Origin of the sequence: Paraburkholderia sp. PGU19 (assembly GCF_013426915.1) — a bacterium.
Lineage (GTDB): Bacteria > Pseudomonadota > Gammaproteobacteria > Burkholderiales > Burkholderiaceae > Paraburkholderia.
In genome coordinates, this window is record NZ_AP023179.1 from 1,593,784 (window position 1) to 1,615,384 (window position 21,601).

At 61.8% G+C, this 21,601-nt stretch carries 21 protein-coding genes; 17 read left to right on the forward strand and 4 right to left on the reverse strand.

What is annotated here, in order from left to right; translation table 11 throughout:
• The first annotated feature begins 8 nt into the window (after nucleotides 1-8).
• The 7 genes from H1204_RS07355 to H1204_RS07385 all read left to right on the forward strand — a co-directional run bounded on the left by H1204_RS07355 (nucleotide 9) and on the right by H1204_RS07385 (nucleotide 6,050).
• Nucleotides 9-500, forward strand: a complete 492-nt coding sequence (locus tag H1204_RS07355) for an OmpH family outer membrane protein (RefSeq protein ID WP_007585396.1) — start codon at nucleotides 9-11, stop codon at nucleotides 498-500.
• 125 nt (nucleotides 501-625) lie between these two features.
• Entirely contained in the window at nucleotides 626-1,702 is a 1,077-nt protein-coding gene (gene lpxD, locus H1204_RS07360; RefSeq protein ID WP_180730580.1) for a UDP-3-O-(3-hydroxymyristoyl)glucosamine N-acyltransferase, read from the forward strand.
• A 169-nt stretch (nucleotides 1,703-1,871) separates the two neighbouring features.
• Complete coding sequence (gene fabZ, locus H1204_RS07365; RefSeq protein ID WP_007585391.1) at nucleotides 1,872-2,333, forward strand: 3-hydroxyacyl-ACP dehydratase FabZ; 462 nt, start codon at nucleotides 1,872-1,874, stop codon at nucleotides 2,331-2,333.
• A 172-nt stretch (nucleotides 2,334-2,505) separates the two neighbouring features.
• Entirely contained in the window at nucleotides 2,506-3,294 is a 789-nt protein-coding gene (lpxA, locus tag H1204_RS07370) for an acyl-ACP--UDP-N-acetylglucosamine O-acyltransferase (protein ID WP_180730581.1), read from the forward strand.
• 3 nt (nucleotides 3,295-3,297) lie between these two features.
• The gene (lpxB, locus tag H1204_RS07375; protein ID WP_180730582.1) at nucleotides 3,298-4,467 is read left to right on the forward strand and encodes a lipid-A-disaccharide synthase; all 1,170 of its coding nucleotides are present in this window, start codon (nucleotides 3,298-3,300) and stop codon (nucleotides 4,465-4,467) included.
• Nucleotides 4,464-5,195, forward strand: coding sequence for a ribonuclease HII (rnhB, locus tag H1204_RS07380; protein WP_243468566.1), 732 nt, complete (start codon nucleotides 4,464-4,466; stop codon nucleotides 5,193-5,195). The genes lpxB and rnhB overlap by 4 nt, the downstream gene beginning before the upstream one ends.
• A gap of 69 nt (nucleotides 5,196-5,264) precedes the next feature.
• On the forward strand, nucleotides 5,265-6,050 hold the full coding sequence (locus H1204_RS07385; protein ID WP_180730583.1) for an RNA methyltransferase: 786 nt from the start codon (nucleotides 5,265-5,267) through the stop codon (nucleotides 6,048-6,050).
• A 16-nt stretch (nucleotides 6,051-6,066) separates the two neighbouring features.
• On the opposite strand, the gene H1204_RS07390 is transcribed toward H1204_RS07385, so the two are convergent.
• Nucleotides 6,067-6,882 carry a pyruvate, water dikinase regulatory protein gene (locus H1204_RS07390; protein WP_007585382.1) on the reverse strand — a complete coding sequence of 272 codons (816 nt, stop codon included), beginning with the start codon at nucleotides 6,880-6,882 and terminating at the stop codon, nucleotides 6,067-6,069.
• A 537-nt stretch (nucleotides 6,883-7,419) separates the two neighbouring features.
• Here H1204_RS07390 and ppsA point away from each other — a divergent pair.
• From ppsA to H1204_RS07405, 3 genes are all read left to right on the forward strand, one after another.
• Nucleotides 7,420-9,825 carry a phosphoenolpyruvate synthase gene (gene ppsA, locus H1204_RS07395; protein WP_180730584.1) on the forward strand — a complete coding sequence of 802 codons (2,406 nt, stop codon included), beginning with the start codon at nucleotides 7,420-7,422 and terminating at the stop codon, nucleotides 9,823-9,825.
• A 119-nt stretch (nucleotides 9,826-9,944) separates the two neighbouring features.
• Nucleotides 9,945-10,397: an NfeD family protein gene (locus H1204_RS07400; RefSeq protein ID WP_180730585.1), complete on the forward strand. Its 453-nt coding sequence runs from the start codon at nucleotides 9,945-9,947 to the stop codon at nucleotides 10,395-10,397.
• 67 nt (nucleotides 10,398-10,464) lie between these two features.
• On the forward strand, nucleotides 10,465-11,391 hold the full coding sequence (locus H1204_RS07405) for a stomatin-like protein (protein ID WP_180730586.1): 927 nt from the start codon (nucleotides 10,465-10,467) through the stop codon (nucleotides 11,389-11,391).
• 813 nt (nucleotides 11,392-12,204) lie between these two features.
• Here H1204_RS07405 and smpB read toward each other — a convergent pair.
• Entirely contained in the window at nucleotides 12,205-12,651 is a 447-nt protein-coding gene (gene smpB, locus H1204_RS07410) for an SsrA-binding protein SmpB (protein ID WP_180722206.1), read from the reverse strand.
• A gap of 131 nt (nucleotides 12,652-12,782) precedes the next feature.
• On the opposite strand from smpB, the gene H1204_RS07415 reads away from it, so the two are divergent.
• Complete coding sequence (locus H1204_RS07415) at nucleotides 12,783-13,220, forward strand: type II toxin-antitoxin system RatA family toxin (RefSeq protein WP_035990853.1); 438 nt, start codon at nucleotides 12,783-12,785, stop codon at nucleotides 13,218-13,220.
• Nucleotides 13,217-13,549 carry an RnfH family protein gene (locus H1204_RS07420; protein ID WP_180730587.1) on the forward strand — a complete coding sequence of 111 codons (333 nt, stop codon included), beginning with the start codon at nucleotides 13,217-13,219 and terminating at the stop codon, nucleotides 13,547-13,549. The genes H1204_RS07415 and H1204_RS07420 overlap by 4 nt, the downstream gene beginning before the upstream one ends.
• A 95-nt stretch (nucleotides 13,550-13,644) precedes the next feature.
• Here H1204_RS07420 and H1204_RS07425 read toward each other — a convergent pair whose 3' ends face one another.
• Nucleotides 13,645-14,619 (reverse strand): DMT family transporter, encoded by a 975-nt coding sequence (locus H1204_RS07425; protein WP_180730588.1) that lies wholly within the window; start codon nucleotides 14,617-14,619, stop codon nucleotides 13,645-13,647.
• A 307-nt stretch (nucleotides 14,620-14,926) separates the two neighbouring features.
• On the opposite strand from H1204_RS07425, the gene guaB reads away from it, so the two are divergent.
• Genes guaB through guaA form a run of 4 tightly spaced genes read left to right on the forward strand, consistent with a single transcriptional unit; the run spans nucleotide 14,927 to nucleotide 19,008 of the window.
• A complete protein-coding gene (gene guaB / locus H1204_RS07430; RefSeq protein WP_180730589.1) occupies nucleotides 14,927-16,387 on the forward strand; it encodes an IMP dehydrogenase in 1,461 nt (486 codons plus the stop codon).
• 6 nt (nucleotides 16,388-16,393) lie between these two features.
• On the forward strand, nucleotides 16,394-17,212 hold the full coding sequence (locus tag H1204_RS07435; RefSeq protein ID WP_180730590.1) for a hypothetical protein: 819 nt from the start codon (nucleotides 16,394-16,396) through the stop codon (nucleotides 17,210-17,212).
• Nucleotides 17,205-17,432 carry a hypothetical protein gene (locus H1204_RS07440; RefSeq protein ID WP_180730591.1) on the forward strand — a complete coding sequence of 76 codons (228 nt, stop codon included), beginning with the start codon at nucleotides 17,205-17,207 and terminating at the stop codon, nucleotides 17,430-17,432. The genes H1204_RS07435 and H1204_RS07440 overlap by 8 nt, the downstream gene beginning before the upstream one ends.
• Entirely contained in the window at nucleotides 17,425-19,008 is a 1,584-nt protein-coding gene (guaA, locus tag H1204_RS07445) for a glutamine-hydrolyzing GMP synthase (RefSeq protein WP_180730592.1), read from the forward strand. The genes H1204_RS07440 and guaA overlap by 8 nt, the downstream gene beginning before the upstream one ends.
• A gap of 816 nt (nucleotides 19,009-19,824) precedes the next feature.
• Here guaA and H1204_RS51165 read toward each other — a convergent pair.
• Complete coding sequence (locus H1204_RS51165; protein WP_243468567.1) at nucleotides 19,825-20,283, reverse strand: hypothetical protein; 459 nt, start codon at nucleotides 20,281-20,283, stop codon at nucleotides 19,825-19,827.
• 436 nt (nucleotides 20,284-20,719) lie between these two features.
• Between H1204_RS51165 and H1204_RS07455 the strand changes: the two genes are divergently transcribed.
• Nucleotides 20,720-21,568 carry a fumarylacetoacetate hydrolase family protein gene (locus H1204_RS07455; RefSeq protein WP_180730593.1) on the forward strand — a complete coding sequence of 283 codons (849 nt, stop codon included), beginning with the start codon at nucleotides 20,720-20,722 and terminating at the stop codon, nucleotides 21,566-21,568.
• Nucleotides 21,569-21,601 lie beyond the last annotated feature (33 nt).

The following is a 21,601-nucleotide window of genomic DNA, read 5'->3' on the forward strand; positions in this document are numbered from 1 at the left end:
CGTGTGCAATGGCGCTTGCCATGACGCTCGGCGTGGGCGCGGCGAATGCCGCGCTGGCGCAGGAAGCGCGAATCGCCGCGGTGAATTCGGATCGCATCCTGCGTGAATCGGCGGCGGCGAAAGCGGCGCAGACCAAGCTCGAAGCGGAGTTCGCGAAGCGCGACAAGGACCTGCAGGACATGGCGCAGCGTCTGAAGTCGCTGTCCGACTCGCTCGACAAGAACGGCGCGTCGCTGGCGCCGGCCGATCGCGCTCAGAAACAGCGCGACCTGTCGCAGCTCGACACGGACTTCCAGCGCAAGCAGCGCGAATTCCGCGAAGACCTGAACCAGCGCCGCAATGAAGAACTGGCGGCCGTGCTCGACCGCGCGAACAAGGTCATCAAGCAGATCGCCGAGCAGCAACACTACGATCTGATCGTGCAGGAAGCCGTCTACGTCAGCCCGCGTATCGACATCACCGACCAGGTGCTGAAGGCGCTGGCGGCATCGGGTAATTGAAATCGGGCAACTGAACCCGGGCTGGACGGCGCCCAGGCCAGCCGTCCGGCGCACACCTTCCGGCGCGCGCCAGATCCGGGAACAGCGCGCAGGTTAGGCAACTGAACAGCAGGAGCAGTACACGCATGGCATTCACGCTCGAGGAGATCGTCCAGCAGTTCGGCGGAGAGATCGTCGGCGATCGCGCGCACCGCGTCGGCAATCTGGCGCCGCTCGATCAGGCTGGCCCCGATCAACTGGCGTTTCTCGCGAACCCGAAGTATCTGGCGCAAGTCGAAACGACGCGCGCGGGCGCGGTGCTGATCAACGAGGCGGATCTGGAGAAGGTCACGACGCGCGACGGCCGTAATTTCATCGTCACGCCGAATCCCTACGCTTATTTCGCGCGCCTCGCGCAGGCTTTCATCGACATGGCTTCGCCGAAGGCGAAGCCTGGCGTGCATCCGGGCGCAACCATCGACCCGTCCGCGCAGATCGCCGCGAGCGCTGTGATCGGCCCGAATGTGACGGTCGAAGCGGGCGTGTCGATCGGCGAAAACGTGCGTCTCGACGCGAACGTATTCGTCGGGCGCGGCACGCAGATCGCGGCGGGCTCGCATCTGTATCCGAACGTCGCCGTGTATCACGGCTGCAAGATCGGCGAGCGCGCCATCATCCATGCGGGCGCGGTGATTGGCTCGGACGGCTTCGGCTTCGCGCCGGACTTCGTTGGCGAAGGCGATGCGCGCACGGGCAGCTGGGTCAAGATTCCGCAGGTGGGCGGCGTGTCGATCGGACCGGACGTCGAAATCGGCGCAAATACCACGATCGACCGCGGCGCGATGGCCGATACTGTCATCGAAGAATGCGTCAAGATCGACAACCTCGTGCAGATCGGCCACAACTGCAAGATCGGCGCCTACACGGTCATTGCCGGTTGCGCAGGCATCGCAGGCAGCACGACGATCGGCCGCCACTGCATGATCGGCGGCGCGGTCGGCATTGCGGGCCACGTCACACTGGCCGACTACGTGATCGTCACGGCCCAGTCGGGTGTATCGAAGTCGCTTCTGAAGCCCGGCATGTACACGAGCGCATTCCCGGCCGTCAACCATGCCGACTGGAACAAGAGTGCGGCGTTGATGCGCAACCTCGACAAGTTGCGCGATCGCATCAAGGCGCTCGAAGCCGCAGTCGCCAACGCCTCCGGAGACAAGGCGTAAGCACCTCGGGCACCATAGGCACGACCGGAAAGAAACGCCGGCGCGCGCGGACCCCGGATCGCGCGCAGCCGGAACAGGAACGGGCGGCAGGGCGCGTCGTCATCATTTTGCCCCTTGCACCCAGCATTCGCAGTCATCATCGCGCAACCCCCGCGTGAGCAGAAACACCATGAGCACCGAAAAAATCAATCTCGACATTCACAAGATTCTCACGCTCCTGCCGCACCGCTATCCGATCCTGCTGGTCGATCGGGTGCTCGAACTCGAGCCGCACAAGAGCATCAAAGCGCTGAAGAATGTGTCGATCAACGAACCGTACTTCATGGGTCACTTCCCGAAGCGCCCGGTTATGCCAGGCGTGCTGATTCTGGAAGCGCTCGCGCAGACGGCAGCGCTTTTGACCTTCGCGGAAGAGCCGCACGATCCGAACAACACGCTGTACCTGTTCGTCGGCATCGACAATGCGCGCTTCAAGCGGGTCGTCGAGCCGGGCGACCAACTGATCCTGAACGTCACGTTCGAGCGCCATATGCGCGGCATCTGGAAGTTCAAGGCGCGCGCGGAAGTGGATGGTCAGGTGGCTGCCGAAGCCGATCTGATGTGCGCGGTGCGCCAGACGGACAGCGAGTAATGCCAGCGGCCGGGCAGCCGTGAACGGTGTGTCCGGTAACACGCGAGGCAGAACCATCGAAACCTTGAGCGGTCACAAGACGGGTTGCATCGTGACCGCTTCAACGCGTCGGATGACGCCGCAGCGTCATCGGCGCCATGTAACTGATACGCGGAAATACTAGCGAGGGCGCATGAGCAGGATTCATCCTACTGCGATCATCGAGTCGGGCGCGCAGCTCGACGAATCGGTCGAAATCGGACCGTACGCCGTTGTCGGCGCGCACGTCACGATCGGCGCACGCACGACCGTCGGTTCGCACAGCGTGATTGAAGGCTACACGACGATCGGTGAAGACAACCGGATCGGTCATTACGCATCGGTCGGTGGACGTCCGCAGGACATGAAGTACAGGGACGAGCCGACGCAGCTGGTGATCGGTAACCGGAACACGATCCGCGAGTTCACCACGATCCACACGGGCACGGTGCAGGACAAGGGCGTCACGACGCTGGGCGACGACAACTGGATCATGGCCTATGTGCATATCGGCCACGACTGCCAGATCGGCAGCAACGTGATCCTGTCGAGCAACGCACAGATGGCGGGTCACGTGATCATCGGCGATCACGCGATCGTCGGCGGCATGTCGGGCGTGCATCAGTTCGTGCGGATCGGCGCGCATTCCATGCTCGGTGGCGCGTCGGCGCTCGTGCAGGACATTCCGCCGTTCGTCATCGCGGCGGGCAACAAGGCGGAGCCGCACGGCATCAACGTCGAAGGGCTGCGTCGTCGTGGCTTCTCGCCGGATGCGATTTCGGCGCTGCGCTCGGCCTACCGTCTGCTGTACAAGAACGGCCTGTCGCTCGAAGAGGCGAAGGTGCAATTGCGCGAACTCGCGACGGCGGGCGGTGACGGCGACGAGCCGGTGCGCGCGCTCGTCGAGTTCGTCGAGCAGTCGCAGCGCGGCATCATCCGCTAACCGATGCCGTTGCCTACCAGTCCGCTACGGCTCGCAATGGTGGCCGGCGAGCCGTCGGGCGATCTGCTGGCGGCTTCTTTGCTGGACGGGCTTGCCGCCCGTCTGCCTGACACCACGCAGTACTTCGGTATTGGCGGCCCGCGCATGATCGCGAAGGGCTTCGATGCGCATTTTCCGATGGAAAAGCTGTCGGTGCGCGGCTACGTCGAAGCGCTGAAGCACATCCCCGAGATTCTCGGCATTCGCAACGAGCTGAAGCGCCAGTTGCTGGCCGAGCCGCCGTCCGCCTTTATCGGCGTCGATGCGCCCGACTTCAACTTCGGCCTCGAGCATCCGCTGCGCGACGCTGGCATTCCGACCATTCACTTCGTCTGTCCGTCCATCTGGGCGTGGCGTGGCGGCCGCATCAAGAAGATCGTCAAGGCCGTCGATCACATGCTGTGCGTGTTCCCGTTCGAAAAAGCGCTGCTCGAGAAATCGGGCGTGAAGGCGACCTATGTCGGCCATCCGCTTGCTGACGAGATTCCGCTCGAACCGGACACGGCAGGCGCGCGCCGCGTTCTGGGCCTGCCCGAGAGCGGTCCGGTGATCGCCGTGCTGCCGGGTAGCCGGCGCTCGGAAATCTCGCTGATCGGCCCGACGTTCTTCGACGCGATGGAGCTGATGTTGCAGCGCGAGCCGGGCGTGCGTTTCGTGATGCCGGCCGCAACGCCCGCGCTGCGCGAACTGCTCAAGCCGCTCGTCGAAGCACATCCGAAGCTGCCGCTGACGCTCACGGACGGCAACGCGCAAGTCGCGATGACGGCCGCAGACGCGATTCTCGTGAAAAGCGGCACGGTCACGCTGGAAGCGGCGCTGCTGAAAAAGCCGATGGTGATCTCATACAAGGTACCCTGGCTGACGGGACAGATCATGCGCCGGCAGGGCTATCTGCCGTACGTCGGCTTGCCGAATATTCTGGCGGGGCGTTTCGTGGTGCCGGAAATCCTGCAGCACTTCGCGACGCCGGAAGCGCTCGCCGACGCCACGCTGACCCAGTTGCGCGACGACGCAAACCGGCGCACGCTGACGGAAATCTTCACCGAGATGCATCACGTGCTCAAGCAGAACACCGCGCAGCGGGCTGCGGAAGCGGTCGTGGCTGTTATCGAAGCGCGCCGGGGGCGTCCATGACCCGCGCAACGGCCGTGGCTGCGTTGCGCCGCAAGGCGTCGACGAAGAAAGCGGACCAGGGCGGCCTCGATTTTTCGTCCCCGGAGGACATCATTTGCGGCGTCGACGAAGCGGGGCGCGGTCCGCTGGCCGGGCCCGTGGTGGCCGCCGCTGTGATTCTCGATCCGTCGAAGCCGCGCATTCGCGGCCTCGACGATTCGAAGGCGCTGACGGCAAAAAAGCGCGACGAACTCTACGAGAAGATCATCGAGCGTTCGCTCGCGTATTGCGTCGCGTCGGCTTCCGTCGAGGAAATCGATGCGCTGAACATTCTGCACGCGACGATGCTCGCGATGAAGCGCGCGGTCGAGGGCCTGAAGGTCACGCCGACGCTGGCGAAGATCGACGGCAACCGCTGTCCGACGCTGGGCATTCGCAGTGAGGCGATCATCAGCGGCGATGCGCTCGTGCCGTGCATTTCGGCCGCGTCGATTCTCGCGAAAGTCACGCGCGACCGGATGCTGCTCGAACTGCATCAGATGTTCCCGGTATATGGCTTCGATGCGCACGCCGGCTACGGCACGCCGCAGCATCTGACGGCGCTGCGCGAGCATGGTCCGTGCGAGCATCATCGACGCTCGTTTGCGCCCGTGCGTGAGGCGCATTTACGGCTCGGCACAGGTATCAGTTTGCCGGAAGGCGTGATAGTTGTGCCGCCCGCAGCCGTCGACGACAGCGCGCCGTTCTGACGCCACGCAATATGCGATCAAGCGCCTGCGGGCGCTTTTCTTTTCACCGCTATTCTTTTCGTGCTGCCTGTGAAAGCCATCACCTCGCGGGACAATCCGCTCTACAAGCGTCTGAAGGCATTGGCCGGCTCGACGCATCAACAGCGCAAGAGCGGCCATGCGCTGCTCGAAGGGTTTCACCTGGCGAGCGCCTATCTCGACGTCGCTGGTCAGCCGGAAATGTGCGTCGTCACGGAAGGCGCGCTGCGCCACGACGAAGCGCAGGCGATCGTCGCGCGGATCGAGGAACGGCGCATCGTCACGCTGCCCGATGCGCTGTTTGGACAACTGTCGAATGTCGTGAATGGCGTCGGCATGCTGCTGCTCGTCGAGAAGCTCGACCTGCCGTTGCCCGGGCGCGTGACGCAGGGCTGTGTCGTGCTCGACGGCGTGCAGGATGCTGGCAATGTCGGTTCGATTCTGCGCAGCGCCGCGGCAGCGGGCATCGGTCATGTGTTCTGCGCGCCGGGCACCGCGTACGCGTGGTCGTCGAAGGTGCTACGCTCAGCGATGGGTGCGCATTTTCTGCTGCAGATTCACGAGGATGTCGAGCCGCAGACGCTGATCGAAACGCTTGATGTGCCTATCGCGATTACGGACTCTCACGGGGCTGAAGCGATCTACGACACGGATCTCAAGGGGCCTGTCGCGTGGGTGTTCGGCAATGAAGGGGCGGGGGTCTCGCAAGCCTGGCGCGACGCGGTGACGTACCGCGTGACGATTCCGCAGCCGGGCGGGATGGAGTCGCTCAATGTCGCGGCGGCCGCCGCCGTGTGTCTTTTCGAGCAGTGCCGGCAGCAACGCGCTGCCGGTTGAATTCACAGCATCGCCATCAATACGACGAGCGGTCCAGCTTGATTTCCTGCAGGATCGTCGTCGCGATTTCCTCGATCGACTTGTGCGTCGACGAGAGCCACTTGACCCCTTCGCGCCGCATCATCGTCTCGGCTTCGTTGATCTCGTAGCGACAGTTTTCGAGCGCCGCATATTTGCTGCCGGGACGCCGCTCGTTGCGGATTTCCGAAAGCCGCTGCGGATCAATCGACAAACCGAACATCTTCGTACGATGCGCGAGCAGCGGCGTCGGCAGCTTGCCGCGTTCGAAGTCTTCGGGGATCAGCGGATAGTTTGCCGCCTTCACGCCGTACTGCATCGCCAGATAGAGACTGGTTGGCGTCTTGCCGCTGCGCGACACGCCAACGAGGATCACGTCGGCTTCTTCCAGATTGCGATTCGACTGGCCGTCGTCGTGCGCGAGCGAGAAGTTGATCGCCTCGATCCGGTTCTTGTACTCCTCGGTGTCGGCGTTCTGGTGGCCGCGGCCCATCGCGTGGCTCGACTTCAGCTCCAGTTCCTGTTCGAGCGGCTCGACGAAGGTCTGGAACATGTCCAGCACGAGCGCGTTCGAATCCTTCACGATCTGGTTCGACGCGCTGTTCACGAGCGTCGTGAAGACGATCGGCCGGCGGCCTTCGTGATGAGCAGCTTCGTTGATCTTTTCGAGCGTGGCGTAGGCTTTTTCCGTCGAATCGACGAAGGGCACGCGAACCAGACGGAACTTCTGGTCGAACTGGGAGAGGATCGAATGCGCGAAGGTTTCGGCAGTAATCCCGGTACCGTCGGAGACGATGAATACGGTGGGCGGCATCAGTGGGCAGGGAACATGAGCGTCAAAATCCGCTCGAATCAGACATTGCCGCGTGGCGCGCGCTGCCCGGTGGCTGGCCGGAAAACGGCAGCGGCGCAACACGATACGACACGCGGCGCAGCGTGCGCCCGAACGGGCAAAAAGGCCCACGCGCGGCCTGTTTGAAGCCGCGGGTTGTCACGCAAACCCCGTCGGCAAGCCGCGCGCGCCGTTCGAGGCGCATTTCTCGTCCGACTGTCACATTTTGAGAGTCGGCACGGTAGAATAGCGGCAACCTGTTGGATAAGCAATTGCAGCCAAATCGCGTGTAACTATCTGTTATCGCACTTTGATTGCGTCGTGATTTGTTCGTATCTTGTACCTCAACGCTGCAAGTTCGTTCAATCTTCCGCTTCGTCGGGCTTCGTGCCGGGCATGAAGCCTCCCGCGATTGCTTCTCCAACAGGTTGCGCAAGGCACGAGTCAACGCTCCCAATGAGCGTCTCGTGTTCGAGCCCACTTGCGCAATCGAGCATTTTTTTCCACTTAGGGGCTTGTATGACTAACGCAGTTAACGTTGCTAAGGATCAGGCGTATGTAGTTCCATTCGAGCAGTTGCGAATGACCGACGTGGAAATCGTCGGCGGCAAGAATGCGTCGCTCGGCGAGATGATCAGTCAGCTCGCCGAAGCTGGCGTGCGCGTGCCGACGGGTTTCGCCACGACGGCGCTCGCATTCCGCGACTTTCTGCATCACAACAATCTGACCGAACGCATCGCCCAACGTCTCGAAACGCTCGACGTCGATGACGTGAAGGCACTCGCCGCTGCGGGCAAGGAGATCCGTCAATGGATCGTCGACGCCCCGCTGCAGGCGCGTCTCGAACAGGAAATCCGCGCAGGCTTCGACACGCTGCAAAAGAGCTCGCCTGAAGAACTGTCGTTCGCGGTCCGCTCGTCGGCCACGGCGGAAGACTTGCCGGACGCATCGTTCGCCGGTCAGCAGGAAAGCTACCTGAACGTGGTCGGCGTCGAAGACGTGCTCGATCGCATGAAGCACGTGTTCGCGTCGCTCTACAACGACCGCGCCATCTCCTATCGCGTCCACAAGGGTTTCACGCATGCTGAAGTCGCGTTGTCGGCGGGCGTGCAGCGCATGGTGCGCTCGGATGTCGGCGCAGCAGGCGTGATGTTCACGCTCGACACCGAATCGGGCTTCAAGGACGCCGTGTTCATCACGTCGAGCTATGGCCTCGGTGAAACCGTCGTGCAAGGCGCGGTGAATCCGGACGAGTTCTACGTCTTCAAGACCACGCTCGCGCAGAACAAATACCCGATCATCCGCCGCTCGATCGGCTCGAAGCTCATCAAGATGGAATTCACGAAGGCGGGCGAAGAAGGCCGCGTGAAGACCGTCGACGTGCCGCACGAGCAGCGCAACCGCTTCTCGATCACCGACGAAGACGTGATCGAACTGGCGAAGTACGCCGTCATCATCGAAAAGCACTACCAGCGTCCGATGGACATCGAGTGGGGCAAGGACGGCCGCGACGGCAAGATTTTCATCCTACAGGCGCGTCCGGAAACGGTGAAGAGCCAGGGCGGCAACAAGGCCGAGCAGCGCTTCAAGCTGAAGGGTCAATCGCAGGTGCTGGCGACGGGCCGCGCAATTGGCCAGAAGATCGGCGCGGGCCCTGTGCGCGTGATTCACGATCCGTCGGAAATGGAGCGCGTGCAGCCGGGCGACGTGCTGGTCGCCGACATGACCGACCCGAACTGGGAACCCGTGATGAAGCGCGCAGCCGCGATCGTCACGAACCGTGGCGGCCGTACCTGCCACGCGGCAATCATCGCGCGTGAGCTGGGTGTGCCCGCCGTGGTGGGTTGCGGCGATGCGTCGGACGTGCTGAAGGAAGGCGCACTGGTGACCGTTTCGTGCGCGGAAGGCGACGAAGGCAAGATCTACGACGGCCTGCTCGAAACGGAAGTGACGGAAATTCAGCGCGGCGAACTGCCTGAAATCCCCGTCAAGATCATGATGAACGTCGGCAATCCGCAGCTCGCGTTCGACTTCGCGCAGTTGCCGAACAAGGGCGTTGGTCTCGCTCGCCTCGAGTTCATCATCAACAACAACATCGGCGTTCACCCGAAGGCGATTCTCGAGTATCCGAACATCGATCAGGACCTGAAGAAGGCTGTCGAAAGCGTCGCGCGCGGTCACGCATCGCCGCGTGCGTTCTATGTCGACAAGCTGACGGAAGGCATCGCCACCATTGGCGCGGCGTTCTATCCGAAGCCTGTGATCGTGCGTCTGTCGGACTTCAAGTCGAACGAGTACAAGAAGCTGATCGGCGGTTCGCGTTACGAGCCGGACGAGGAAAACCCGATGCTGGGCTTCCGCGGCGCGTCGCGTTACATCGCTGAAGACTTCGCGCAAGCGTTCGAAATGGAGTGCATCGCGCTCAAGCGCGTGCGCGAAGAGATGGGCCTCGACAACGTCGAGATCATGGTGCCGTTCGTGCGGACGCTGAAGCAGGCGGAACGCGTGGTCGGGCTGCTGGCGAAGTACGGCCTGAAGCGCGGCGAAAACGGCCTGCGTTTGATCATGATGTGCGAAGTGCCGTCGAACGCGATTCTGGCTGAAGAGTTTCTGCAGTACTTCGACGGCTTCTCGATCGGTTCGAACGATCTGACGCAGTTGACGCTCGGCCTCGACCGCGACTCCGGCATGGAACTGCTGGCAGCGGACTTCGACGAACGCGATCCCGCCATCAAGTTCCTGCTCAAGCGCGCGATCGAAACGTGCCTGCGTCTGGACAAGTATGTCGGTATTTGCGGCCAGGGCCCGTCGGATCACCCGGACTTCGCGCAATGGCTGACGGACGAAGGCATCGCGTCGATCTCGCTGAACCCGGACACGATCATCGAGACGTGGCAAGCGCTGGCGAAGACCACTGCGAAGTAAGCATTGCGCATCGATTGGTAGCGGTATGTAAAACGTGCTGCTCCGAACGATAAAAGCTGGACGCTTCATGCTATAAACACCCCGGTAGATCCGGGGTGTTTTGCTTTGTGGAGGCGCAAGTGTTCCAAAGTGGACTGTTCTGGTGGATCGGCGCAGGCGTGCTGATCGTGCTCGAACTGATACACGGCACGTTCTATCTGCTGATGGTGGCGCTCGGCTTTATTGCGGCGGCGGTGGCGCGTCTCGCGGGGGCTGATCTGCCGCTGCAACTTTGCATTGCGGCTGCCATCGCGCTTGCTGCGATGCTCTTGCTGCGCAAGTCGCGCTTCGGACGTAAAACGAAAACGCGCGCTGAAGCTTCGCGCAATCCCGACGTGAACCTCGATATCGGCTCGACGCTGACCGTGCCCGCATGGCACGACGGACATGCGCGTACCAGTTATCGCGGCGCGTCGTGGGAGGTCGAGCTCGCGCCCGGCGAGCCGGAAGACGCCAATCTCTATGAAATCACTGCGCTGCGAGGCAACTGCCTCGTCGTGGTCGCCAGGAGGCATGCGGCGGCGAGGGCTTGAGCCGTCGGATACAACGTAGGCGCATTCGAATGCGTACAACAATTCAAGAACAGATGGGGGTGCAGGAATGGATTCGTCGAGCATCGTTGGGCTGGTGTTGCTGATTGTCGTGATCGTGGTCGCAGCGCAGACGATCAAGATCGTGCCGCAGCAGCACGCATGGGTGATGGAGCGGCTCGGGCGCTATCACGCGACGCTCACGCCGGGGCTGAGCTTCGTGTTGCCGTTCATCGACCGGATCGCGTACAAGCACGTGCTCAAGGAAATTCCGCTCGATGTGCCGAGCCAGGTCTGCATCACGCGCGACAACACGCAGTTGCAGGTGGACGGTGTGCTGTACTTTCAGGTCACTGATCCGATGAAGGCGTCGTATGGTTCGAGCAACTTCGTGTTTGCGATCACGCAGTTGTCGCAGACGACGTTGCGTTCGGTGATCGGCAAGCTCGAACTCGACAAGACGTTCGAAGAGCGCGACTTCATCAATCATTCGATCGTGTCGGCGCTCGACGAAGCGGCGTCGAACTGGGGCGTGAAGGTGCTGCGTTATGAGATCAAGGATTTGACGCCGCCTAAGGAAATTCTCCACGCGATGCAGGCGCAGATTACGGCGGAACGCGAGAAGCGCGCGTTGATCGCGGCATCGGAAGGGCGCAAGCAGGAGCAGATCAATATCGCGTCTGGGGGCCGCGAGGCGGCGATTCAGAAGTCCGAAGGCGAACGTCAGGCGGCGATTAACCAGGCGCAAGGCCAGGCGGCGGCGATTCTGGCTGTTGCTGAGGCTAATTCTCAGGCAATCCAAAAGATTGCGGCGGCGATTCAGTCTACGGGTGGGATGGAGGCGGTGAACCTCAAGGTTGCTGAGCAGTATGTGGGTGCTTTTGCGAATCTCGCGAAGGCGGGGAATACGTTGATCGTGCCGGGGAATATGGCGGATATGGGGTCGATGATCGCGGCGGCGTTGACCATTGTGAAGCAGTCTAAGACTGCAGTGTGAGAGGGGTGGTTTGGTGTCTGCGACGCTGGTTGTTCTAGCCTTTGCGTTTGCGCTGGCATCCGCGGTTTGTTAGCGTGCTTCACGCGTCGCCCTGTGCGGGGCGGCACCTACTTTTCTTTGCCGCCGCAAAGAAAAGTAGGCAAAAGAAAGCGGCTAACACCGCCAACATTTCTTCTTGCCTGAGGGCCCCCAACCGGTCCTACGCTTCGCGCGGCAACGTCCTTGTTCGCGCGTGTTGCCAACGCGCTGAATGAGCGCCTCACCCACTTCAAACACCCGAACAAGAGCTAGCGGCAGCGAATGGTTGCTGCCGCCCAGGTGGCAAACTGTGTGTAGGTTATCGCGTCGTATAGCCTGGCGCTCTTACAGGGTGGTATGCGTGCGCCATCGGTCCGGAGTGAGGCGCGTGTGGCGCTACGGCCTACACACAGTTTGCCACCTGGGCGGCCGTGGAATATCTGGCACGGCATGGTGCAATGCGGGCGCGTGAAGCGGGTGAGGCGCACATTCAGCGCGCTGGCAACGAACGTGGGTCACATGATTGCCGTATGAAGTGTAAGACCCTGTGGGGGCCCTCAGGCAAGAAGAAATGTTGGCGGTGTTGGCCGCTTTCTTTTGCCTACTTTTCTTTGCGGCGGCAAAGAAAAGTAGGTGCCGCCCGCACAGGGGCGACGCCTGAAGCACGCTAACGAATCGCGGATGCCAGCGAAAAGACAAAACGCGAATGCGAGCGCAAAGGCCCAAACCCCAAAACCCGAACATCAGCGTCGCAGCAAAAAAAAACCTCACCGCGCCGCACAGGCCGAAAAAACCTCAAACCGGCGTCCGCATCAACCTCGCCTTCTCCCGCTCCCAATCCCGCTTCTTCTCGGTTTCACGCTTATCGTGCTGCTTCTTGCCCTTGGCAAGCCCAATCTCACACTTAACGCGCCCATTCTTGTAATGAAAATTCAACGGCACAAGCGTATACCCGCGCTGCTCCACCTTGCCGATCAGCTTGCTGATTTCCTCAGCATGCAGCAGCAGCTTGCGCGTACGGACCGGGTCCGGATGGATGTGCGTCGACGCTTCGGGCAGCGGACTGATATGCGTGCCGATCAAAAACAGCTCCGCGTTCCTGATCACGACGTAGCCTTCCTTGATCTGGCCACGCCCGGCGCGCAGCGCCTTGACTTCCCAGCCCTCCAGCACGAGCCCCGCCTCGTAACGCTCTTCGACCGAGTAGTCGTAGAACGCTTTTCTGTTGTCGATGATGCTCATGAATGGAAAGTGGCCAACTCGTTTAAAATCACGATTTTAGCAAAGCGGGACGCCGAAAACCCGCCGCGGTGTCATTCAGTTGTCACGCGCTCGCTATTTATCAATCCCTGTTGCCACGCGCTGTTCAATTTATGGCAGATGTCCAGAAAACCGTGTTGATACGCCACTCGGCGGAACAGATGTTCGACCTCGTCACCGATGTCGCCGACTACCCCAATTTCCTTCCGTGGTGCGGCGGCGTCGAGATCCGCCGCCAGGAGGAAAACCTGATGGAAGCGAAGATCGACATCAACTTCAAGGGCATCAAGCAGCACTTCGCGACGCACAACACGCAGGAGCGGCCCACGCGCATCGACATGAACTTCGCCGATGGCCCGTTCAAGAAGTTCACCGGCTATTGGCGCTTCACGCCGCTGCGCGCGGACGCGTGCAAGATCGAATTCGCGCTCCACTACGAGTTCGCGAACATTCTGCTGGAGAAAATCATCGGACCGGTGTTCAGTCATATCGCGAACACGTTTGTCGAATCGTTCGTGAAACGCGCCGACCAGCGCTACGGCAAGGCATGAGCAGGACGCTGACTATCGAGGTCTGCTACGCACTGCCGGGCGAGCAGACGCTGATCGAACTGCAAGTACCGCAAGGCACGACGCTCGGGCAGGCCATCGACGCGAGCGGTATCCTCGCGCAACATCCCGGAATCGATCTGACGAAGCAGAAGACGGGCGTGTTCGGCAAGCTCAAGCCGCTGGACGCCGTGCTGGCCGACCATGATCGCGTCGAGATCTACCGGCCGCTGATCGTCGATCCGAAGCTTGCGCGGCAGCGGCGCGTCGAGAAATCGCGTCAGGAAGGGTCCGTCGAAGGGCGTAAGTGGCTGCACAAGGATTCGCGCTGACGTGCAACGCACAAATGGCAAACGGCGCACCGTGTAACGCGGTGCGCCGTTTCTGCATTTGCGGCCGGAGTCTGCTGCGGGAGATAGGGCGTAGCCTAGTGCACGGCCACCTGAGCCTTTTCTTCGAGCGTCGAACGGTCGGAATCGTCGCCAGCGTGCTGACGTACCGACCAGCTGACGCCCGCGACCAGCAGCAGGATGGCGGCAATTTCGAGCGGACGGGGCATCCGGTGATCGTAGATGAACGCGTAGAGCAGCGCGAAAAGCGTCTCGAAGACGATCAACTGGCCTGACAGCGTGAGCGGCAGACGCTTGGACGCCGCGTTCCACAAGCCGTTACCGAGCCACGACGCGCCGATCGCGAGCCCTAGGTTCAGCAGCCAGAACAGATGCCAGCGAGTGTCGACATGCGACGTATCGACGGCCGACGACGGCAGCACGGCCACGACGAGCCACAGCAGCATGCCGAGCAGGCCTGTCACGACGCCCCACAGCACCGACCACTCGTTGCCGCTGAAATGCGTATGACGCTGCAGATAGCGCGCGTTTTCGACGGCGAACCACGTCCAGCAGGCCAACGCGCCGACCGCGCACGCAATCCCGATCAGCTTGTTCGGGATCGTTCCCGGCGTTCCGCCCGCCGTGCTGAACACATCGACATTGATACACGCGATGCCCGCGACGACGAGCGCGAGCGGCCACGCGAGCCGCGCAAGCGGCACGGCGCCATGATCGCGCCTCCCGAGCAGCGTCACGGTGACGGGCAGCACACCGACGATCAACGAGGACGGCGCAATCCCGACGAGATGCACGGCGCCCGTCAGCAGCAGGTAATAAAGGAGGTTGCCCGCGAGCGCGAGCTTGACGAGGGCGTGCAAATCTTCGCGCGTAAGCCGGCGCAGCAGGGAGCGCGCGGAAGGCAGCGCGGCCAGCAGTGACACGACGCCGTACATCGCGTAGCGGCCGGCGCTCAGCAGCACGGGCGAAAAATCGGGCAACAGCCGCGGCACCAGAAACACCATGCCCCATAACGCTCCCGCCAACATTCCGTACAACACGCCGCGCTGCATTGCCTTGCCCCGATCGAAAAACTGAAAGTGGGCGAAGCATAGCCGGGCGGTCGTGTTCGCGTCTTGTTCGATTCTGCACTTTGCAGCACGTCGCCTATGCTGGAAAAATACGCGTGGAAGGATGAATGGCAGGGTATGCGTTCGAACGAGCATACGAAACCGGTTCGAACGCGAGCCGAACGCAGAAGCGAAATCGGACCATCGTCCGATGCGAAAAAACATTGAAGAATTTCGCTAACTGACTGTTCGCGCAGCGAAAACCGGAGGGTTTCGCGTATAATTCGCTTTTGCGCCTATAGGATTTGCCATGCGTCTGATCCAAAAAGCACTCACGTTCGATGACGTGCTCCTCGTCCCGGCTTTCTCCGACGTTCTGCCGCGCGACACCAGCCTGAAAACCCGGCTGACCCGCAACATCTCCCTCAATATGCCGCTCGTGTCCGCCGCGATGGACACCGTTACCGAAGCTCGCCTCGCCATCGCCATGGCGCAGATGGGCGGCGTCGGCATCATCCACAAGAATCTCACGCCGGCCGAGCAGGCTCGCGAAGTCGCGAAGGTCAAGCGCTTTGAATCGGGCGTCGTGCGCGATCCGATCACGGTTCCGCCGCAAATGAAGGTGAGCGACGTGATCGCGCTGTCGCGCCAGCATGGCATTTCGGGTTTCCCGGTCGTCGAAGGCGCACAACTGATCGGCATCGTTACGAACCGCGATCTGCGCTTCGAAACGCGTCTGGACGAGCCCGTGCGCACGATCATGACGCCGCGCGAGCGCCTCGTCACCGTCAAGGAAGGCACGCCGCTCGCCGAAGCGAAAGCGCTGATGCATAGCCACCGCCTCGAGCGCGTGCTCGTCGTCAACGACGCATTCGAACTGCGCGGCCTGATGACGGTGAAGGACATCACGAAGCAGACGGAACACCCGGACGCTTGTAAGGACGAGCATGGCAAGCTACGCGCAGGCGCGGCAGTCGGCGTCGGCGCCGACAACGAAGAGCGCGTCGAACTGCTGGTGCAGGCGGGCGTCGACGTGATCGTCGTCGATACGGCGCACGGTCATAGCCGGGGCGTGCTGGAGCGCGTCCGGTGGGTCAAGAAGAACTTCCCGCACGTCGAGGTGATCGGCGGCAACATCGCGACGGCCGACGCAGCCAAGGCGCTCGTCGAGTACGGCGCGGACGGCGTGAAGGTCGGTATCGGCCCGGGTTCGATCTGCACGACGCGTATCGTCGCAGGCGTGGGCGTGCCGCAGATCAGCGCGATCGCCAATGTCTCGGCGGCGCTCAAGGGTACGGGCGTGCCCGTGATCGCCGACGGCGGCGTGCGCTTCTCGGGCGACGTCAGCAAGGCGCTGGCAGCCGGCGCGAACGCCGTGATGATGGGCAGCATGTTCGCCGGCACGGAAGAATCGCCGGGCGACGTGTTCCTGTATCAGGGCCGCCAGTACAAGTCGTACCGCGGCATGGGTTCTGTCGGCGCGATGAAGGACGGCGCGGCTGACCGCTACTTCCAGGACAACTCCGCGAACATCGACAAACTCGTGCCGGAAGGCATCGAAGGCCGTGTCGCGTACAAGGGTTCGGTTGGCGCGATCCTGTTCCAGCTGATCGGCGGCGTGCGCGCGTCGATGGGCTATTGCGGCTGCCGCACGATCGACGAGCTGCACGAGAAGGCTTCGTTCGTCGAAATCACGGCGGCGGGCATGCGCGAATCGCACGTGCACGACGTCCAGATCACGAAGGAAGCCCCCAACTATCACGTGGACTAATTGCCGATGAAGCCGCTGCTGCGTGCCGTACTGATCATCGATGCCTTGTTGTTGCTGGCGTTCGGGCTGCTGTTTTTGCTCACGCCGTGGAAATCGCTGTACGACGCGCTGCAGCTGGTGCAGACGGACCCTGCGCTGGTTGGGCAGGGGGCGGGCATCGCGCTGATTGGCCTGGCCTGGCTCGCGCTGCATGCGTCGATCGACGGCGCGATGACGGCGACGACGGCCAAGGTGGTCGGCCATGTGAACTGGCTGACGGGTTTGCTGATGCTGGTCTGGCTGCTAGGGCTGCATACGCCGCAGTTGACGGGGTTCGGTCAACTGGTGGCGGTGCTGACGGGCGTGGTGCTGCTCGTAATCGGTCTGGGGGGCGTGAAGCTGTCGAGCGCGGTGAAGCGGCGCGAGCGGCTGGCCAACACGGCTGCCGCCGAACGCACCGACCGCGTGGCGACGCGCGACACCGAGAACGAGGCGCGCAAGGCCGAGCGTGAGCGCAACGCTGCTCGCCCGGGTGTCGTTTATCCGGCCACCACGGGGCCGCACGTCGAGCCAACGCTTGCCGCAACGCCTGCCGTGAGTGCGGCAACGCCCGTGAGTCCGGCGACGGGGCATCCTGTCGAGCCGGGCCTGATGGCGCAACCGCCCCGCGCGATGATGCCCGAAGCGGCCGCTGCCGCGCGTGAAGACGCGCTGGCGCACGAACGCCGGGCGGAAGCCCACGAGGACGCCGCCGCGCGCGAGCGCGCCGCAGCCCAGCGCAACGAAGCCGACGCGCGTGCTGCCGAAGCGAAATCGGGCACGCCCCGGCCGCCGTTTCATGGCTGACGCGCGCAAGCTCACGCCCACTGCCGAAACAACTGGAATCCGTCTGCGCGCAGGTCTTTTATCGCGCTTTATATCGATCACGGCATGCAGCGATGCGGCGCTCAAGCCGCCGTTGCCGCGCAAGCCAATCCGTTTCGAATACAACGCCGTTCTGTCGCGATGCGACCAGCGCGGCTTTCCCTATCCGTTCTTTTTAGATTCCGTCCGCTGCCATGCATGACAAGATCCTGATCCTCGACTTCGGTTCGCAAGTCACCCAACTGATCGCACGCCGCATCCGCGAGGCGCACGTGCTGTCGGAAATCCATCCGCACGACGTCAGCGACGAGTTCATCCGCGAATTCAAGCCGACGGGCATCATCCTGTCGGGTGGCCCGAACTCGGTGACCGAGAGCGACACGCCGCGCGCGCCGCAAGCGGTGTTCGAAGCGGGCGTGCCCGTGCTCGGCATCTGCTACGGCATGCAGACGATGGCCGAGCAGCTCGGCGGCAAGGTCGAAACCGGCCATCTGCGCGAATTTGGTTACGCGGAAGTGCGCGCGCGCAATCACACAAGCTTCCTCGACGGTATTCAGGACTTCGCGACGTCCGAAGGCCACGGCATGCTGAAGGTGTGGATGAGCCACGGCGACAAGGTGCTGGAAATGCCGCAAGGCTTCCAGTTGATGGCGTCGACGGAATCGTGCCCGATCGCGGCGATGGCGGACGAAGCGCGCCACTTCTACGGTCTGCAATGGCACCCGGAAGTCACGCACACGGTGCAGGGCCGCGCGATGCTCGAGCGCTTCGTGCTGAAAATCTGCGGCGCGAAGCCCGATTGGGAAATGGGCAATTACATCGACGAAGCCGTCGAGAACATCCGCAAGCAGGTCGGCGATGAGCATGTGATTCTCGGTCTGTCGGGCGGCGTGGATTCGTCGGTGGCGGCGGCGCTGCTGCATCGCGCGATCGGCGATCAATTGACGTGCGTGTTCGTCGATCACGGCCTGTTGCGCCTGAACGAAGCCGAGCAGGTGATGGCGATGTTCGCCGACAACCTCGGCGTGAAGGTGATCCACGTCGATGCGAGCGAGGCTTTCATGTCGAAGCTCAAGGGCGTGACCGATCCGGAAGCGAAACGCAAGATCATCGGCGCCGAGTTCGTCGAGGTGTTCCAGGCGGAAGCCGGCAAGCTGACCGATGCGAAGTGGCTTGCGCAAGGCACGATCTATCCGGACGTGATCGAATCAGCGGGCAAGGGCAAGAAGGCTGCGCATACGATCAAGAGCCACCACAACGTCGGTGGCCTGCCGGAGACGCTCAATCTCAAGCTGCTCGAGCCGCTGCGTGAACTGTTCAAGGACGAAGTGCGCGAACTGGGCGTGAAGCTCGGTCTGCCGCCTTCGATGGTGTATCGCCATCCGTTCCCGGGCCCGGGCCTTGGCGTGCGGATTCTCGGCGAGGTGAAGCGCGATTACGCGGACCTGCTGCGTCGCGCGGATGCGATCTTCATCGAAACGCTGCGCACTTTCATCGACAAGGAAACAGGCAAGTCATGGTACGACTTGACTAGCCAGGCGTTTGCGGTGTTCCTGCCTGTGAAGAGCGTGGGTGTGATGGGCGATGGGCGTACGTATGAGTATGTCGTTGCGCTGCGCGCAGTGCAGACGCTCGACTTCATGACGGCGCATTGGGCGCATCTGCCGCATGATCTGCTCGGCCATGTGTCGAACCGGATCATCAACGAAGTGCGTGGTATCAATCGTGTCGTGTATGACATCTCGGGCAAGCCGCCTGCGACGATTGAGTGGGAGTAAATATTTAAATAAGTGACTTCGAAATCAAGGACATACGTTTCGTATCGAGTGGTCGCTCAACATCTAAATTGGCGGGAGTGGGGCGCTAACCAGTTGAAAAGTATGGGGATTTCTGTCACGTCAAACGATGCCGTTCTGGTTGCAGTGGGTCCAGTTTGACGGTATTTCTGACGGTATACGCGGGCAGCCTCTGGAGGAGCCTGCCTGATACCGTCAGGGGCGTTGACGGTATACGTGACGGTATCTGAATCCGGGTGACGGGGGCCTGATTGCTGTGACGCCGATGTGTCAGTAGTTGGATTTCACGGGTGTTTCGGCTCCTGATCACGCTCCCGATTGTCGTCGGATAAAAAATCAGGATGACATAGTTTATTGGGGGTTGACCCGCTCCCCGATCTTCGCAACCTGGACTCCATGTCAGATCGGGCCTATGTCAGTAGACATCGGGCAGAGAGGGGCCACGAGGCGTTATTCGCGCATACCATCGGTTTGACTTTCAGACGTCGAGTCAGCATCTGCAAACGGTCACTGGACAGCAAAAGACGAACGTTACTTGATCGGCCATTGCTAATGGAATGTAGACCACCGTGAGGCAGTTGATAGGCGCTTTGCAGCCGCTCGCGCCGTCGTAGCCTTCAATGTCACGGCCGATGCCAGTGAATGAGTACTTGCGACCCTATTGGGACATTGGACACATCGACTCGAACGACCGCGTCGCACGTCAGTGCTGCCATTCGCTTGAGCCCCGGCACCGCTCCGCAGCTCCTTTCTTCTTCACGGGCTCCGCGACGAACACGTTAGAACTCTTCCTGCATCCTAACGCGTCACGTCATCATGCAGGCAACCGTCTTCGCCTCCCAATGCATCAACTCGTTCAAAGATGGCGCCGCGTGGTGCTGGAGGATCGGCGATCCGCGCATAGGCAAGTTTGCGAGCTTCCTTTGCTCCGATGCCAAAGGCGCGCATGAGCGCACACATGGATTGCTCGGCGTAGTCGGCGGGGGCGTCTCCCGATAAAAGCGTTTCGATACCGTACATGATCGAGCCAAGGGCAATATCGCGCGCAACGACCACATCCACCACGTCGAATCGCCCTGCCTCAAGGGCCATCTGCAGATCGCGAGTGAGGTACTCGTCGAGCAGGCGGCCTCGCGAACCGCGCTTCGTTCCCACCCGCGTGATGAACGCACCCCACAGCGGATACCGTGCCGCCATGGCCATATAAAGACGCGACCCCACCACCACCCGCTGGGCCGGATCATCGATCGCGCGCACGAGTGGATCGATAACCGCGAGAACTTCATCGCTGCTCTCGCCCGCCACCGCCGACAGCAGTTCCGCAGTCGTGCGAAAGTAGTTGTAGAACGTCCGCGGGCTACTCCCGCAGCCGCGATGAAATCGTCGATCGTCGGGGCGTCCGCTCCCTTCTCCGCAAAAACGCCCAGCGCACTCTCAATCAGACGAATGCGGGTCTTCTCGCGTCGCAACGCACCAACGCGGGTTCGATGATTTTCAATCGATTCTGTCGCTTCCATTGGCTATCCCGTTGATCTGGTTTGATTTTAGCAGCGCATAGGCTCTGCGGGTTTGTCCTGGATAAATTCGTATTGACGAAAATGTCACTTTGAATAGAATTGGAACTGACAAATTCGTCAATACGAGATTCGGCATGCCCTGAGGCATTCCGTCTCTGGGTCTACAGGAGGCAGATATGCGGTTCGTTAGTTTCGAAAAGGATGGCAAGGCAACCCTCGGCGTTCGTGAAGGAGATCACGTACGTGTCGTCGGCGACGAGACGCTTGAGTCGCTCCTCGCGCGCGGCGTCCGTCTGGACGAGTACGCGAAGACAAACGCCACAGAGGAAAAGGTACCTGCCGCCAGCCTGAAGTATCTTCCGCCGCTGCAAAAGCCGCCGAAGATCGTTTGCGTGGGTTTGAACTACGCCGACCACACGAAAGAGAGCAAGTACGAGCAGCCCGACTACCCGACCCTGTTCCTGCGCGTTAATACCAGTCTGGTTGCTCATGAGCAGCCGATGATCCGGCCCGGCGTTACCGACTCAGAAGGACTCGATTACGAAGGCGAGGTCGCGGTCGTGCTGGGCAAGGGTGGTCGCCACATTTCGAAGGAAAACGCGCTCTCACACGTCGCTGGCTATGCGCTCTTCAACGACGGCTCGGTGCGCGAGTATCAGTTCAAGACGCCGCAATGGACCGTAGGAAAGAATTTCGATGGCACAGGCGCATTCGGTCCCGACCTCGTGACCGCCGACGAATTGCCCGCAGGCGCCAAAGGCCTGCTGCTGGAAACGCGCGTGAACGGCGAACTGGTTCAGTCGGCGAGCACCGATGACATGGTGTTCGACGTCGCAACGCTCATCAGCGTGATCAGCGAAGCCATCACGCTCGAACCAGGCGACGTGATCGTCTCAGGTACGCCGTCGGGTATCGGCTGGGCGCGCACGCCGCGGCTTTTGATGAAAGCGGGAGACCTTTGCGAAGTGACGGTCGAGAAGATTGGCACCCTGCGCAATGTGATCGCTGACGAAGCAACCCGCTAATTTCCCATCGGCGAAGCCGGCCGACGAGCCGGC